We start from the raw sequence: 17038 nt of genomic DNA, 5'->3' as shown, positions 1-17038 counted from the left end.
GTTTTTTTCTGATGATATTAGATTACAAATATAAAAACTAAGTATATTACCAAGTAGATTTTATTACACTGTAATCTGTACTTTTAATTGAGAGAAGCTTTAAATTTATGATAATACTAGTAGTTTTAGAGGAAGAATGAAAAATGAAATGTATGAAATCTGAGGAGTGATGTCAGACAATTACTTTTTTGTAAAAAAATAATAAATTTTCCGATATATTATTGAATCTGCATTTTTTGTTTGATATATTATTAATCATTGGAAGTTTGGGAATTATTAGACTATTGATATCTGTTTAACCTCATGAATTAATGGATTGAAATAGAATGCATTGAATATGCGTAACGAATTTATTGCTTTTACTAGCAAGATATTTAAGAAACCAGGGAGGGAAATCTGTGTTATCTGCATTAAAGGTAGTGCCAATCGAACAAATATTTTTACATGAAGAATATGAGGTAGATGTGGATTTAAAATAAAGTCGCGATGTTTTTAAAAAAGTCGCGATGTTTAAAATAAAGATGCGACGTTTGTAAAAAAGTTGCGATGAAACACCCTTTTGAATTACATTAATTCAAAGGGGTGTTTTTATGTCTAAAAGAACTAGAACATCTAAAATTGATAAGTGGTTAAAAGAAGGACGAGGAACAGGAGTCGGAGCAGATTATAAACCTTGGCTTAATATTCAAGACGTTTCTTCGCTTGGAAGATCTACTCGCTTGAAAGGGATTAAAACAAACCGACAACACGAATTTTTATCGGATTTAGAACGAAACTACTTTTATTTAACTGAATATTCGGAGATTACTGTCGATATTCGAGAACAATTTCCGCTATTGCCGTTGGAAGAAACAATTGTCATTGCAGATGAGCTAGGTATTAAGCATCCTACAGATTCAAAAACGCATGAGCCAGTTGTGATGACAACGGATTTTTTATTAACTGTGGATAAAGGTGACGGAATAGTAGAAGTAGCTCGCACGGTCAAAATGAAAGATGAATTACTTAAAAAAAGAGTGATGGAAAAATTTGATATAGAAAGGGTGTACTGGGAAAGAAGAAAAACTGATTGGGGAATTGTGACTGAACTTCAGATTCCTAAAACATTTGCTAGAAATATTAGCTATATTCATGACTATCATGATCTTTATTTACATGGTAGGGTAAGCACCCAGCGCCTTGTCATATTTCTATGATAGGTTTCCAAATACTCCCCCCCGAACCGTACGTACTTGTCTCCAAGTATACGGCTCTCCATTTATCAATCTAATTTACCTAAATGTAAATCTATGTGACATTGTTGGCATAATGCCATGGTTTTTCTTTTTCTGGATATCATCATCTGCTCCCACATTTTTTTCCCTTTTAGGTCTTTTAACTTTCTAATGTGGTGCATTTCAATTGCTTGATTCTTTTTGCCACACATCTCACATTCTTCAGCTAATAATCGTTTAATGAGACTCGTTCTTCCAGACATCTTTAATGTATTTGGGAGAATATCAACTTCTGGTTTGTTATCTGTATGTTTTTGTCTCTGAAATCCTTTGTCATAGAGATATCTTATTTTTTCGCCATTTTTTGTTTTGTATTGGATACCAAACTTTCCGTTGATTTTATATTTGTTGAGTATTTTTTTAACACTTGTGTTGTACTTGTTTGCGAACGTCTTATACATACTGTATTCCATTATATATTTGTATTTATTTAGGACACTTACATTGTTCGCTAACTTATAGTACTCATATAGACCGCGTATTTCTGCATTATAGATACTTAGAATCTCTAAATCATCATTATCTTTTAAATAAGTTCTGTGTTTAGCTTTCCAAGTACCTGTTTTATTTTCAATTACTAATGCATCTTTTTGTAGTAAATTCTTTATCCATTTGCTTTTTGGTACATATAGTTTAGGCGTATAGGAGTATAATCTTTTTGTGCGTCCGTGTGTAGTTTTTGCAGTTGACTGTTCTCTAGAGATTGTAATATCGTATCCAAGAAATTGTGCCAATTTTTGGCTATGAGTTATGAGTGTTTTTTCTTGTGATAATTCAAGGTCTAACTTTTCTTTAAGAAAAATCGTGAGATTTTCTTTGAGCTGAGTAGCATCTTCTTTACTGCCAATTATTCCAATTAAGAAGTCATCTGCATACCTGGTATATACTATTCTTTTGTAGTCTGCATCCATTTGGTCTTTTGAATGGATAGAGAGTTGTTTTTTGTGTAGTTCGTTCCATTGTGTTTTAACTTCTCTCTTTTCTTCTTCTGACATTTGTCCCCATGAATTCACATGTTTTTTCCGCAATCTATATTTCTTTTCAGATAGGTAGCCATAATCACGAGTTTCTTTTCTTCGTATTCCCTTATCAAATTGTTGTTTGTAATTGTTCATAAACTGATCTAATTCATTTAGGTAGATATTAGATAATATGGGACTGATTATGCCTCCTTGTGGGGTGCCAGAGAATGTGTTGTTATATGTCCATTCTTCTAGATAGCCTGCTCTTAGAAATTTCCAGATTAGCCTTATGAATTTTTCGTCATCGATTCTTTTTCTAAGGATATTTATAAGTGTAAGATGATTTATGTTATCGAAAAAGCCTTTTATATCTCCTTCAACAAACCAACGCACACCTCTATATGTCCTTTGAATTTGAATCAATGCCGTATGACAACTCTTTTTAGGTCTAAACCCATGTGAATTATCAGAGAATGTTTGCTCATATATACTCTCAAGGATACTTCTTATTATTTCCTGTACAATTTTATCATCTGTTGATGGTATACCTAGTGGTCTTTTTCCGCCATTGGCTTTATCTATATATACTCGTTTAGCTGGATAAGGTTGATATGTCTCATTTTTGATTCTGTCTATAAGAGTGTTAATTCTTTCAATACTCATTCCGTCAATATTATTTCCGTCTGTACCCTTAGTCATATTACCTTCTTTGGCATATATCTTAGAATATGCCATGTAATAAAACTCTGGATTATAAAGATTTCTATAGAGTCTCTTGTATTTATAATTTGCATTATTAGCTTTGGTATTTAGACTGTTTAATACCTCATTTGGATTTCTCATAGAGCCTCTCGCTCCTTCCTAATTCGTATTAAACTGATAAACTGTTTCCCTTCGCCATGTAATAGGCTTTCCCTATTTCGGACTACTACGGAAACTCCGTTACCTTATTGGATATTCATAAGCCACATACCTTGTTTTACACTTGGTATCATCCTTAATAGCCAATTTAGGTTGGCATTCCAACTTAGGTAATCCCCATTTAGTACAATTAGAGACAAGCATGTTATAGTGTCGGATGCGACTTTCGTTCTTTTCCACTTACAGTGGCTGGTTAGTAATGGGTCACAAGGAATAGAGTCCAATGTTATCCCTATTCCTCTTGAGCTATTTAACAAGCACCTAGTTAAATGGCTATTACTACACAACGTTACTAGTTACCTTTCGTTGCGGGTCTCGATATCCCCCCTTGAACTATCGTTTAAGCAGTTTAGCTTTCATCCTCATCTATAACGGTTCATCTTGCCATTCAGTCGTGATTTGGTAACTAATCAACTTATGGCTTTACCAACATGCTACACTCCCCGTTTGGTTTCCCTCTCGGATAAGTTGGTTGATGATAGGTTTTCGTGTGACCTATAACCTACAACTTTGCTAAAGTTGAATCCCTAAAAGCCCTTATGGGCGCACATGCTTTTCAAAATATAAACCCTCAACAAATTGAAGACTTAGTATTTTCATTACTACAAAGGCTACTAGAGAAAGATGAATCAATTCGAGAAATAGCTAATAGTTTTGATAAAGATACACATATGCCTCTAGGAAGTGGAATTACACTTTTCTATCATTTGTTAGCTTGTAAAATTATTCAAATAGATATGTCTATACCATTAGATATTGAGCAATGCGTTCAAATTCAATCAGTTAATGAAGATAAGTTAAAGCAGGTGAAGTACGGATGATTTATATTAATCAGGTTATGCAATCTACGAAAGATTCTACACGTTTACGAGTGATTGAAGTAGAGGAAGATTACGTATATATCGTTAATATCGATACAATAAGCGCAATGCCTAAAAGAGAGTTATATGCCAATATGGAATTGGATATTGAACAAAATGAATTGTTAATTATAGGAGACCCTTATGCTAGAGCAGTGCCAGATAGTGACTTAACACAAGTACAAAAGGATAAACGTGATTATGATTGGGCAATTGTAGAAAAGTTTATTATTCCGAATATGTCTTCACTTCTACTAAAAAAAGGACGTGAAGCTAAAATCGTACAAATTGTGGCTGATAGTGGGTTAGGTAAAACAAAAGTAAAAAAGCTTTTAAGTAGATACTGGCAGCGTGGAATGAACAAAAATTCGATGCTACCTGATTATGCGAATTCAGGTGGTCGAGGGAAAAGTAAGAAACTCAATGTGGATAAAATCGGGAGACCACGAAAGCTTACGGTAGATGGTGAATACAGAAGTGGTGTTAATATTACAGAAGAGATAAAATTGCAATTTGAACATGGAATAAACAAGTATTATCGCAAGGCAAATGGGTATTCATTAAAATATGTTTATCACTTTATTTTAAGAGACTTTTATTCAGATCGTTATAAAGAGAATGGTGACATCCAATATAGGATTTGGGAACCGGATCGTATTCCTTCTTACCACCAGTTTTATTATTGGTTTAAAAAGTTGGAAGATCCTAAAAAGGATATTATATTCCGTAAAAGTACTAAAGAATATGAATTAAAACATCGGCCAATTTTAAGCAATTCAAAAGTAGAAACCAATGGTCCTGGTACACGCTTTCAAATTGATGCGACGATTGCAGATATTTATTTAGTTAGCGCTATCGATGCTAACCGCATTATCGGTCGTCCATTAATCTATGCAGTCGTTGATGTATATTCTCGAATCGTCACAGGGATTTATGTTGGTTTAGAAGGGCCATCATGGATGGGTGCAATGATGGCTTTGGATAATATGGTTGCTGATAAAGTTGAATTTTGTAAGCAGTACAATATTGATATTACAGAAGAACAATGGCCAACTCATCATTTACCAGAGATTATTATTGCCGATAGAGGTGAGTTTGAAGGGTACGCAGTTGCGGGTCTGATTAATAATTTAAATATTAAAATTGAAAATACGACAGCTTATCGGGGAGATTTAAAAGGTATTGTTGAACGTAAATTCCGTACAATCAACGGGAAAGTTAAACAGAAGGCTCCAGGTGCAATTCAAAAAGAATACCGAGAACGTGGAGATAAAGACTATCGATTGGATGCTACGCTTAATTTAAAAGAATTTACAGCGTTAGTCATTACAATGATTCTCCAACATAATCATAAAATCATTGATAAGTATCCAATGGAGAAAGAAATGATTACTGATAGAATTGTGCCTACTCCTATTAGTTTATGGAACTGGGGTATCTAAAATCGAAAAGGCCGATTACGTACGATAGATCGAAATATTTTGCGTTTGAATGTATTACCTAGAGGCAAAGCAACTGTTTCAAGAGCAGGGATTAAATTTAAAAATCTATTGTATGGTTCAAAACGAGCCATCGAAGAACAGTGGTATACAAAACTGAAAAATAAAAGTGTCAGTATTGTATATGATCCACGTCATTTAGATAGGATTTATATTCCGAACGATGATGGTTTAGATTACGAGACATGTATATTGTTAGAACCTAGTGAGCAATATAAAACGGATTTCTTAGAGGATATTGTATTTCATCAACAATTAAGAAATGAACTTGAAGAAGAGGAACGCTCAAAACAAGTACAACTAACAATTAATACAGATACTATGATGGAGCAAATCATTAAAACAGCAAAAGAGAAGAAGAAAAATACACTATACAAACCTACGAGTAAAAAAGAAAAATTAGATGCTATCCGTGATAATAAAGAAAATGAAAAACAAATAAATCGTGAAGAAGAAAAATTTGATTTATCACCACCTGTAAAAGATGAAGATGCAGAAATAATCGATTTTGCAACAAGAAAGAAAATAGAAGAGCAGCCTGTAAAAAAAGGTACATCCCGTTTAATGGAAAAATTGAAAAGAAAGCGAGATGAAGAGCTTGGAAAAGATAAATAATATTGTTCTAAAAGGAGATATAGAACACGCTGACTACAAGCCGCAAATGCTCTCTGAATACGCTCAAAATCCTTATATAGAAGCATTGCCACCTATTTTCAGTGAAGATGATGTATTAGAACGATTTATGGTGACACCGCGCATTACGGAACGTGATAAGCAGAGTGAAACAAATATTAGATACCACGTATTAAAGCGTATAAAAAACTTTATTCAGCCATTACCAATTCATTTTGAAGTAGAGCGACGTTTATCTACGTTAATTCGGCGAGGTTATCTGGCTAGAAATCCTTTAGATAAAACGTTTTTAGAAAGAATACGCACACTTCATGAATTACGAGAAAATGAAGAACAGGCTCATAGATATATAGATGAACGCTTAAATCATATACGTTCAACTGCAGATAGTTTATCAATCATAGGTATTTCTGGTATTGGTAAAACAACAGCTATTGAAAGACTTTTGTTAATGTATCCCCAGGTGATTAATCATGATAGCTATCAAGAACAGCTTTTCAACCGAATTCAAATTGTGTGGTTGAAGATTGATTGTCCTTATGATGGTAGCTTAACGACATTGTGTAAAAGCTTTTTTAAAGCAATTGATGATTTATTAGGCACACGTTACCTTGAGAAGTACGGGTATTTAAATCGTGTGACATCAACGATGCTTTTGCATATGACATCTTTAGCTAGTATGTATGGAATTGGTGTACTTGTAATTGATGAAATTCAACATTTATTGCATGCGAAAAATGATCAAGAAGAAATGCTTAATTTCTTTGTGACATTATCAAACACAGTAGGTATTCCAACTGTTTTAATTGGTACATCAAAAGCACAACAGTTGTTCAAAGGGAATTTCCGCCAAGCTCGACGTGCAGCTAGTGATGGCTCAATTATATGGGATCGAATGGCTAAAGATAGCGAGGAATGGGAGTTCTTTTTAGAAACGTTGTGGGAATTACAATGTTTAAAGGGTTATTCAGAACTTACAGATTCAGTGAAAGAAGCTTTTTACGAGGAGTGCCAAGGAATTACCTCTGTAGCTGTAAATCTCTTTATCTTAGCTCAGGAAAGAGTCCTTTTTGATGACAATAATAATAACGAGTTAATCACCTCTAAAGTGCTGAAACAGACTGCTAAGAAAGATATGCAAATTATCCAGCCAATGCTAGATGCCATTCGCAAAAATGACTTTGCCTCAATGTACAAATATGAAGATATTATCATTAATCTAGATGAACTGATGATGAATCATAAGCGAAATACAGAGTATGAAGGTAAAGTAAAAGAAGCGATGAAAGAACGGCAAAACACATTGAATTATAAACGACAAGAAATGATACAAGCGTTAAGTGAAGAAGTAGCAGCAATTGGTATCTTTGATGCTTTAAATTCAAATGACATCACTAAAACAGCAAAGAAATTAGTAGAGAATTCTTCGGTGAACGTAGAATATAGTGCTATTAAAGCACAACTTATTTCTGAGTTAATTGGATTGAACAAGGCAGTTAATGAGAAAAAAGAGAAAGCTAGCTATTCAAATAAAATAGCAATTCTAGTAGATATTAGAGAGCAAGCTTTAAAGCAAAAGAAGCATCCTTATGAAGTTTTAGAAAAAAATAATTTCATTAAAAATCCAGTTGCTGAATTTTATTAATAATTATTTTAGGAGGAGTTAAATGCTACCTTTTTTCACAAATCCATATCCAGATGAGTTGTTGTATTCAGCCGTGGCACGTTATCACTTTTACAGTGGGAATATTGATTGTAAAGATACATTGGAAGAGTTGTTTGGCAGTCGGTCGGTGATATCGAGTGTGGGAATTGGGAGCTATTTTTCTTTTTTAGCTACTCAATTAGGTGATCATTATTCTGTAGAATCTTTGTTAGCTAATCATACAATCTATCCTTATTACGCACCTTTTTTATCGAAAGAACGACAGCAAGAAATCATTGAAGATATAAAAGGTGATGGAAAAGGACTGTACACTCGGTTAGGTTTTGTTGCTGGCGGCATTTGCAGAAAAGATGGATTATATTATTGCTCAAAGTGTGCAAAAGCCGATGTTGAAAAATATGGTGAACCTTATATTCATCGAGAGCATCAACTAGAAGGTATCAATTATTGCCCGCATCATGAAATACGATTACGAAAATATCCAATTCAAAGTGATAGTCGAATCGAGTATATTCGCTTTGAAATGAAACATATGAACCTCTCTGAATTAAAAGAAGTCGAGCCGCATAAATCTATTGGTGTAAGTTTAGCGAAGCTAGCTTATCAGTTATTGCAACTTCCACTTCATCAATTAAATCGTTCGCAGATTAGAGCAAAATATAACTTGTTGCTACAAGAGCAGAATTTAATGACGGTGAATAAGCGTATTCGCCAAAAAGAGTTACATGATGCGTTTTTAGCATTCTATCCTCAGGCTTTTCTAAAGCAACATGAAAGTAATCTCAATGAGGAGTTTGAATATAATTGGCTAAAGGTTTTATTGCGTAATTCTAAGCGCCATGTGCATCCATTTAGACATTTATTATTTATGCACTTTATAAAACAAAATATTGAAACACTGCAAGACATACCTGATTATACGAATGCATTTGGAGAAGGACCATTTCCTTGTTTAAATAAGGCTGCATCTCATTACAAGGAATATGTTATTCCAGGAGTAAAAGTTACAAAAGATTTTAAATCTAAAAATCTCATCGGTACATTTACATGTTCATGTGGATTTATTTATGCGAGGAAACAGACGACTGATCGATTTGAAATTGGTAGAGTAAAGCAATTTGGTGATGTGTGGCAAAGGAAATTACAACAATTAAAAAATGAAAATTTGAGTATTAGAGCAATAGGACGGATATTAGGCGTAGATTCAAAAATGGTGAAAAGATATTTAAGTGGGAATGTTGAGTTAAATAAAGTAGTAAACAATAAGTTACCCACAAGTAAATTGCAAGAATGTAAAAGACAATGGCAGCAGTTGCAAGCTACTTATCCACAGCTGTCGCGTACAGCATTACGTGAGCAAAATGAAACTGTGTATATGTATTTATATCGGAATGATAAAGAGTGGCTAATGTCTAATTGTCCTGAACTACATCACAAAGCTATCCCGAGTGTAAAAGTAAATTGGCATAAACGAGATCGATATTACACACAACAAATTAAAGCTTTGTATAAAAGTATGTTGAATGAAGAAAAGCCAATAAGAATTACTGTTTCTTCTGTAGGTAGGCGTTTAGGTATTTTAGCAAATCTACAATATCATTTAGATAAATTGCCGCTAACAGAAGCATTACTTACTCAAATTACAGAAACAGTACGGGAGTTTCAAATCAGACGCACATACAAAATAATAGATGAATTAATGGTTGATGGTGCGCCAATTAAGTTATGGGAGATACAAAGAAAAGCTACTATCAAGTCCCATCACTTTAAAGAGATTAAAGAAATCCTAGAAGTATATATTCAGCATAAAAGGGATGTGTTAGAAGATGAGAGAACGCTCGGTTAAACTAAATAATTGGCCATTTAAAAAGGGAGAGCAAGCAAAGTTGATTTGGATTAGCTCTCCTTTTTGGCATGAAAGAAAATTAATGATGCATGGTTACTTTTTTGCTAATAGTGAAACAAAAAAGATTTTATTAGATTGGGGAATGTTATCTTTTCTAGCTATCCAACATTATTATGTGGATGGAATAGTTAGTCGAAGTATTGCACCTGTAGGGACAGAAGAAGTAGAGATAACGATTTACCCAAATGAAGTAAAGTATTTTGAAAGTAAATGGACGATTTTAAATACAAAAGACACCACTTTATCAAACGGTTTTACTTTTAAATATGGAAATCAGCATTATACGTTGCCGCTAATTGAAAGTATTCGAAGTATTTTAGCACCAAATCGCTTTTTACTTTATCGTTTGCTAGAGATGAACAATTCTTTTCTAAGTTATTTTACAGAGAGTTATCGTGGCAATCATCTTCATATTGATTTTAATTCTACGTATGAAAAGAAGTATACTAAACGAGATTTTTTATGGCAGTTGTTATGGATAATTGCTAATCCAGATATACGTACTTTGTATATGAACATTGGCTATACCTTTGTAAACACTGGAGAGTTAAAGTTTGAATGGACTTTAAACCAACCGATTGTTATCAAGGCTACTATCAAGAGAAGAAAAAGTAGCAATTTGATTTTAAGAATTCTTTCCATTCAAAACAAAAAGATTCCATATGACAAAGTATCTTTTACACATCCAGAATTAGCAGCACAAGAGAAAAGTAGCGAATCAAAGAATCACACATATAAAAAAGTTGAATCAGTAGATAAACCGTATGAAAGTGATAATAAAGATGAAGGCGCTAGTGATGATTTTGATCTGATTCCAATAGATAACCAGCACCATGACTATACGAATTTGCCCCGATTAGAAAAAATGACGAATAATACAAGTAAGCTAAGAGAATCGACTAATGAAGATACAAAGCAATTTTTGATTGAAGATACTAATCAGCGCACAGTGGCAGATACTGGAGGAAATAGTTTAATAAGAGGGATAGAGTTGATTGGTGTACATGAAGCTTCAGTAACAGGTGAACTGGGCGAGTTTATAAAGCTATTAAATGAATTAAATGATTTTCCAAGTGTTAAAACGATAGATTTTAAAATTGAAGATTTACCTACCTTTGAAGAAAGTAGAAAGTTTAGCTTTTTAGATGATGGAATAACAAAAAGAAAATATGCTTTAGGAAGTGTACAACTTTTAAATGGACATCATTATTTTATTGTGGAAATTGAACGTGAATATAAATCACTTGCGATGTTGATTTTGCAGGGACCTCAAGATGTTCAATGGGATACTGTTATCGAACAATTACTAGAGAAATTGGTTAAAGATAGTGGTGCATGGTTGAAAGAATCGTTGCAAGAAATTGAAGACAAAGGAGTCACAATACAGAAGGCCAAGCATAGTAAGAAAAGTTATGAACATAGGGCCTCATTAATTGCCAAGAAATTTACTTAATTTGTAAATGGAATGTACTATAATGGAAATAAGAAAAGTGAAGATATGGGGGATATAACAAAGTGGGTTATCAGTCAAAATCAAAAAAGTTCCAATTTACATTTAAATAGTTTTTGTTTTGGATATAGAGTCACTAATCCGAAAATCTTTCCAGATTTCTTAGCAATTAGTTTATGAAGTGAATATATACGTAAAAAAATAACTGTTTTAAAAGAACAGAAAAAAGGTTTTATGCAACAGATGTTTGTTTAAAAAAAGACGGGGTTTTCATGATAATAGACGTCGCTGGATCTATAAATGGATATTACAAGCAAAATTACAAAAACAATATTTGAACCGCACTTTTAATCAAACTTTATTTCAAATCAGCATTTGATGGTTATAAAAAGTCACGTTACTTCGAATAAAGTTGTACCGTTTTAGAAAACAAATATTAAGAAAATGTGTCATATCAAGACTCATAAATATTTTGATTAAACCTTATTATAAAAGTGATATATTTAAAGAGTAGTCGTAAGTATACTTTCAATTTATGAGGAGATTTACAATGGAAAATAAAAATATTAATACGTTTGATGATTTAATTGAACAAATTAATGAAGTTGCAGGAGATATTCAACGAGAAAGAGGTAGCTTATTTGAAAAGTTAGTGTTGGCATATTTAAAAAATGAGCCAACTTACCAAAGATTATATAAAAATATTTGGACATTAACTGAAGTTCCAATTGAGTACGGTATTCCTAAAAAGGATACAGGTGTTGATTTAGTAGCTGAACAATTTAATGGAGATTTAGTAGCAATCCAAGCAAAATTTTATAAAAAGAAAATTGGTAAAGATGAAATTAATTCATTTGTTGCTGAAATGGGAAAAAGCTATTATCAACGAGGGTTAATTATTTCTACAGTAGATGATTGGAATAAAAATGCACGTGAAACAATAGAATACAACGAAAAAGGCATTGAAATTATTGGTTTATCTGATTTGAGAAATTCTCAAATTGATTGGACTAAATTTAGTTTTAAACGCCCAGAAGTAATTACTGTAAAATCACCAAAAAAATTACGTGGTTATCAAGAAGCAGCTTTAGGTTATGCAATGGAACACTTTAATAAGTATGATCGCGGTCAGTTAATCATGGCACCAGGAACAGGTAAAACTTTTACTAGTTTAAGAATATCTGAAGCTCTTGCTAAAAAAGCAAATAAACAATTTAAAGTTTTATATCTTGTACCAAGTATTCAACTTTTAACGCAAACTTTAAGAGGTTGGAATAATGATACAGAGTTAAATATCGCGAGTATGGCGGTAACATCTGATCGTGATGCCTCAAGAGGAACTAATGGAACAGAAGATATAAAAGCCAATGATATTGGTTATCCAGCCACAACATCTAAAGAACAATTGATGAAAAACTGGAAAGACATTGAAGAAGTTCAACAAAATGCAGATATGGTTGTTGTATTTAGTACATATCAAAGTATTGATGTAATAGGCAAAGCACAAAAAGAAGGTTTCCCAGAATTTGATTTAATTATTTCGGATGAAGCCCACAGAACAACTGGAGCATATGAAGCTAACAAGCAGGAAAGTGTTTTTTCTAAGGTGCATAGCAATACAAATGTTCAAGGAATTAAACGAATGTATCAAACAGCTACACCGAAAATTTATGCAGATAGTGCTAAAAAGAATGCAAAAGATAAAAGTATATTAATTTCTTCGATGGATGATGAAAGTAAATATGGAAAAGTCTTTTATCGCATGGGATTTGGCCAAGCTGTTTCACATGGCATCTTAACTGAATATAAAGTAATGGTACTAGCGATTGATGAAGCTGCTATTCAAAAAGATATGCAGAAAACATTAGCTGACCCTGAAAATGGATTGAATATCGATGATGTGGGGAGAATTGTTGGTATTTGGAATGGGATGATGCGTAGAAATGGTTACAAAAATCCTGTTAAGAGCAGTCCTTACTCTGGCGCTCCTTTAGAACGAGCAATTGCATTCACAAGAACAATTGATGATTCTAAAAAAGTTTCTCAACAATTTGAAGAAGTCGTAAATGAGTATATCGGAGACACAATGGACGAATCGGTTCATTTATCTATGCGTCATGCTGATGGTTCAATGAATGCTTTACAAAAAGGTGAAATACTAGATTGGTTAGCAGATCCTAAAAAGCCTTCAGATGAAGCTAGAATTGTATCTAATGTAAGATTTTTGACAGAAGGTATTGATGTGCCAACTTTAGATGCCATCATTTTCTTAGCTCCTAAAAAATCGCAAGTCGACATTGTTCAGGCTGTTGGACGTATTATGCGTAAAGCAGAAGGAAAAGATTATGGTTATATTATTCTGCCGATAGTTATTCCAATTGATGAAAAACCAGAAACAATATTAGATAATAACAAAAATTATGAGGCTGTATGGCAAGTTATCAATGCTTTACGATCGGTGGATGAACGTTTTGAAGCCATGGTAGATAAAATTAATATAGCAAAACCAAAACAGTTAGATGTAATTGGTATAGGTAGTGCTCCTGCAAAAGAGAATGATATGGAGAATACAGATACCTCTAGAACTAAAAAAGATAATGAAGGTAATATCTCTATACAAACAGAGTTAGATTTTGAGTGGGATAAATTTGAAAGTGCTATTTATGGGAAGATTGTTCAAAAAGTAGGAGATCGTAAATATTTAGAAAATTGGTCAGCTGATGTAGCAAAAATTGCTCAACGACAAATTAGTTGGATTCAAAATAAATTGAAAGATAAAAAAGATCCTATTACGATTGAATTTAAAAAATTCGTTTCTTCATTGCAACACAACATTAACGAGAGCATTGATGAAAACCAAGCATCAGAAATGTTATCCCAACATTTAATTACAAAACCAGTTTTTGAAGCTTTATTTGATGAATATAGTTTTGTAAATAATAATCCTGTATCTTCTGCCATGGAAAATATTGTGAAAGAGTTAGAAAAAGCTGGCTTTGCGAAAGAACAAGAAAATCTTGAACCGTTGTATGAATCTGTAAAAATGCGTGCTGAAGGTGTTGAAAAATCAGAGGATAAACAAAAAATTATTATTACGTTATATGATAAATTTTTTAGTACAGCATTTAAATCAACAACAGAACGTTTAGGAATTGTATTTACACCTATTGAAGTAGTGGATTTCATTGTTAAGTCCGTGGATGATGTGTTGAAAAAACATTTTGGAAAATCATTAGCAAGTGAAGGGGTTCATATTTTAGATCCATTCACTGGTACTGGAACATTCATTGTTCGTACACTTACTTATTTAAAAGAACAAATGGATAAAGGTGAAATCACGTTGGCTGATATTGCACGTAAGTTTACACAAGAATTACATGCAAATGAAATTGTATTATTAAGTTACTATATTGCAGCCATTAATATTGAATCTACATTTGATGAAATTAATGGAGATGAACAAGGGTATGTACCATTTGAGGGGATTGTTTTAACAGACACGTTTGAAAGTACTGAAAATGAAGATACGTTAGATGATGCTTATTTTGGAACAAATGATGAGCGTTTGAAAAGACAACAAGAATTACCAATTACAGCAATTATAGGGAATCCTCCGTATTCAGGAAGAGATTCTGATGAAAATAGTTTTTCTGACGCTATTTCATATCAAATGTTAGATACAGAAATTACGAAAACATATGCTAAAAAATCTAGTGCAGTTGCAGTTAATGCGCTATATGATTCTTATATAAGAGCAATTAAATGGTCAAGTTTAAGGATTGAAAAATGTGGTGTGATTGGTTTTATTACATCAAACTCCTATATCGATAAAGTTGCAATGGATGGACTACGTAAGTCGCTTAATGATGAATTTAACTATATTTATATAATAAACTTACGGGGTGGAGTGCGTGGTAAAACTGGGACCCTAGCTAAAGAAGAGGGAGGAAATGTTTTTGATATAATGACTGGGGTTGCAATAATACTTTTGATAAAAGATGGTTCAAATAATCATAATATTTATTATCATGATATTGGGAAAAACCTTAACAGAAAACAAAAAATTGATATTATTCAGAAATGGGAAGGTATTATGTCAGTTACGTTTGAACAAATATTACCGGATTCTCATAATGATTGGATTCATCAACGAAATTCTAATTTTGATAAATTTAGGTCACTTTATGAAAAAAATGCAGGAATTTATGATTTTCGTCAAATGGGAATAACTTCCAAGCGTGATAAGTGGGTATATGGTTTTTCAAAAGAAAATCTCATAAAAAATATCCAAACAACTATCAAAGAATATGAAAATGTCAGAAATAAATTGAAAAATAATTTTGTAAATGAGGAAAATATAGTTATAGATGAAACAAAGATACAATGGAGTAGAGAACTTAAACGTAAACTGAAAAATGACATATGCATTGAGTTTGATGAATCAAAAGTAGTGGAGGCCTTATATAGGCCCTTTACTAAAAAACATATTTATTATGATAAAAATCTTATTTCTTATCCTGGCAAGTTTAGTAATCAACAAAAAATAGATAATATGTATATAATGACTCCAGGTTCAGGAAATCGTCGAGAATTTAGTGTGTTAGTTACTGATTTAATACCTGATGGAAATATATTTGATGCGGGGGCACAGACCTATGCTTCAAATTTATCAGATAATATTTCTATATTTAGTAATATTTCTGTTGAAGGAAAAAAAGTTTTTGATATGATCGAAGATGACGTCCCGTATTATATTTATGCAGTGTTAAATTCAATTGATTATAGAAATATCTTTAATCATAATTTAAGTAAAGAAACTCCTCGTATTCCACTTCTTAAAAACAAAGAAAAATATGTTGAAATAGGTCGTAAACTTGCAGATTTACATTTAAATTACGAAAATCAACCAAGTTGGAATGATGTTGAAGTTGTAATTAGTGTTCCTAATCCTAATTATAAGGTTACTAAAATGAAACCTCTTAAAAAAGGAGTTTTAGATACTATAATTTATAACGAACATATAACAATTAAAAATATTCCAGAAAAGGCATATGAATATGTAGTTAATGGTCGATCAGCTATTGGATGGATTATTGATCAGTATCAGATTAAGACTGATAAAAAATCCGGTATTACAGATGATCCAAATGAATTCAGTGATGACCCTAAATATATTTTAAATCTATTATTATCAGTAATTACAGTTAGTATGAAAACATTAGAGCTAGTTAAACAATTACCTGATTTTGAGATACTAGAACAATAGAAGTTTAAGGTTATAAAATCATCAATTGTGGATTTTAAATAAAGTTATACCGTTTATAAAAAAGATGCGATGCAATTTAGGTTGAAATTCTATATAAACGTTGACACACAAGGGATTTTAAAATATTTTAATCAATCTTTTTTATAAAAAATTCATACAAAACTAATAGAAACCCACGTATTTTAATCAATCTTTTTTCAAAATGCGTGGATTTCTTCTATTATAGAATCAACGTTTGTAGCATATTTTTGATCAAACTTTATTCCAAACCAACAGTAGAGAGGTTAAAATCAATTTGTAAAAAAATTAAAGATGAACAAAAGCTAAAGAATCCACCTATTGCCTTACAAATAAATAATGGCAAGTATTTAATACTTGATGGTGCACATAGAACATCTTCTCTGCAAGCTCTAAATTGTAAGAGAATGGTTGTTCAAGTAGTGGAATCAGAATTGATATCTATTGATTCATGGGCACACTATATTCCAAATGACAGAAACTTTATTGCAGATTTAAAAGAAAATCCTAATTTATATTGGAGCGATGTTCCTATACAAAAACAAGATTTTTTAGCGATTATTACAATTGATGGGAATAATAA

At 32.2% G+C, this 17038-nt stretch carries 7 protein-coding genes and 2 pseudogenes; 8 read left to right on the top strand and 1 reads right to left on the bottom strand.

The genetic code is table 11. The annotated features are described in order from the left end of the window. Positions 1 to 590: 590 nt before the first annotated feature. Positions 591 to 1148, top strand: a pseudogene (locus KVT31_RS28775) (TnsA endonuclease N-terminal domain-containing protein); the annotation flags it as partial. A gap of 113 nt (positions 1149 to 1261) precedes the next feature. On the opposite strand, the gene KVT31_RS28770 reads toward KVT31_RS28775, so the two are convergent. Then, the gene (locus KVT31_RS28770) at positions 1262 to 3079 is read right to left on the bottom strand and encodes a reverse transcriptase/maturase family protein (RefSeq protein WP_001245661.1); all 1818 of its coding nucleotides are present in this window, start codon (positions 3077 to 3079) and stop codon (positions 1262 to 1264) included. 617 nt (positions 3080 to 3696) lie between these two features. On the opposite strand from KVT31_RS28770, the gene KVT31_RS28765 reads away from it, so the two are divergent. The 7 genes and pseudogenes from KVT31_RS28765 to KVT31_RS28735 all read left to right on the top strand — a co-directional run. After that, complete coding sequence (locus KVT31_RS28765; protein WP_002073985.1) at positions 3697 to 3978, top strand: TnsA endonuclease C-terminal domain-containing protein; 282 nt, start codon at positions 3697 to 3699, stop codon at positions 3976 to 3978. Next, positions 3975 to 6131, top strand: a pseudogene (locus tag KVT31_RS28760) (Mu transposase C-terminal domain-containing protein). Before KVT31_RS28765 ends, KVT31_RS28760 begins: the two are co-directional and overlap by 4 nt. Further along, the gene (locus KVT31_RS28755) at positions 6106 to 7794 is read left to right on the top strand and encodes an ATP-binding protein (protein ID WP_033656265.1); all 1689 of its coding nucleotides are present in this window, start codon (positions 6106 to 6108) and stop codon (positions 7792 to 7794) included. The pseudogene KVT31_RS28760 and the gene KVT31_RS28755 overlap by 26 nt, the downstream one beginning before the upstream one ends. Before the next feature lie 22 nt (positions 7795 to 7816). Beyond that, positions 7817 to 9661, top strand: a complete 1845-nt coding sequence (locus KVT31_RS28750; RefSeq protein WP_000936540.1) for a TnsD family Tn7-like transposition protein — start codon at positions 7817 to 7819, stop codon at positions 9659 to 9661. Beyond that, the gene (locus KVT31_RS28745; RefSeq protein ID WP_001209215.1) at positions 9642 to 11174 is read left to right on the top strand and encodes a Tn7-like element transposition protein TnsE; all 1533 of its coding nucleotides are present in this window, start codon (positions 9642 to 9644) and stop codon (positions 11172 to 11174) included. The genes KVT31_RS28750 and KVT31_RS28745 overlap by 20 nt, the downstream gene beginning before the upstream one ends. A 547-nt stretch (positions 11175 to 11721) precedes the next feature. After that, the gene (locus KVT31_RS28740) at positions 11722 to 16437 is read left to right on the top strand and encodes a type ISP restriction/modification enzyme (RefSeq protein ID WP_000428547.1); all 4716 of its coding nucleotides are present in this window, start codon (positions 11722 to 11724) and stop codon (positions 16435 to 16437) included. A 248-nt stretch (positions 16438 to 16685) separates the two neighbouring features. Continuing rightward, positions 16686 to 17038, top strand: a 353-nt coding sequence (locus KVT31_RS28735; RefSeq protein WP_254637318.1) for a ParB N-terminal domain-containing protein, incomplete at its 3' end; no start/stop codon positions are given.

Source organism: Bacillus sp. GbtcB14, from assembly GCF_019091205.1.
Taxonomy (GTDB): Bacteria; Bacillota; Bacilli; order Bacillales; family Bacillaceae_G; genus Bacillus_A; species Bacillus_A cereus_AG.
This window is presented reverse-complemented; position numbering and strand designations above follow the sequence as displayed.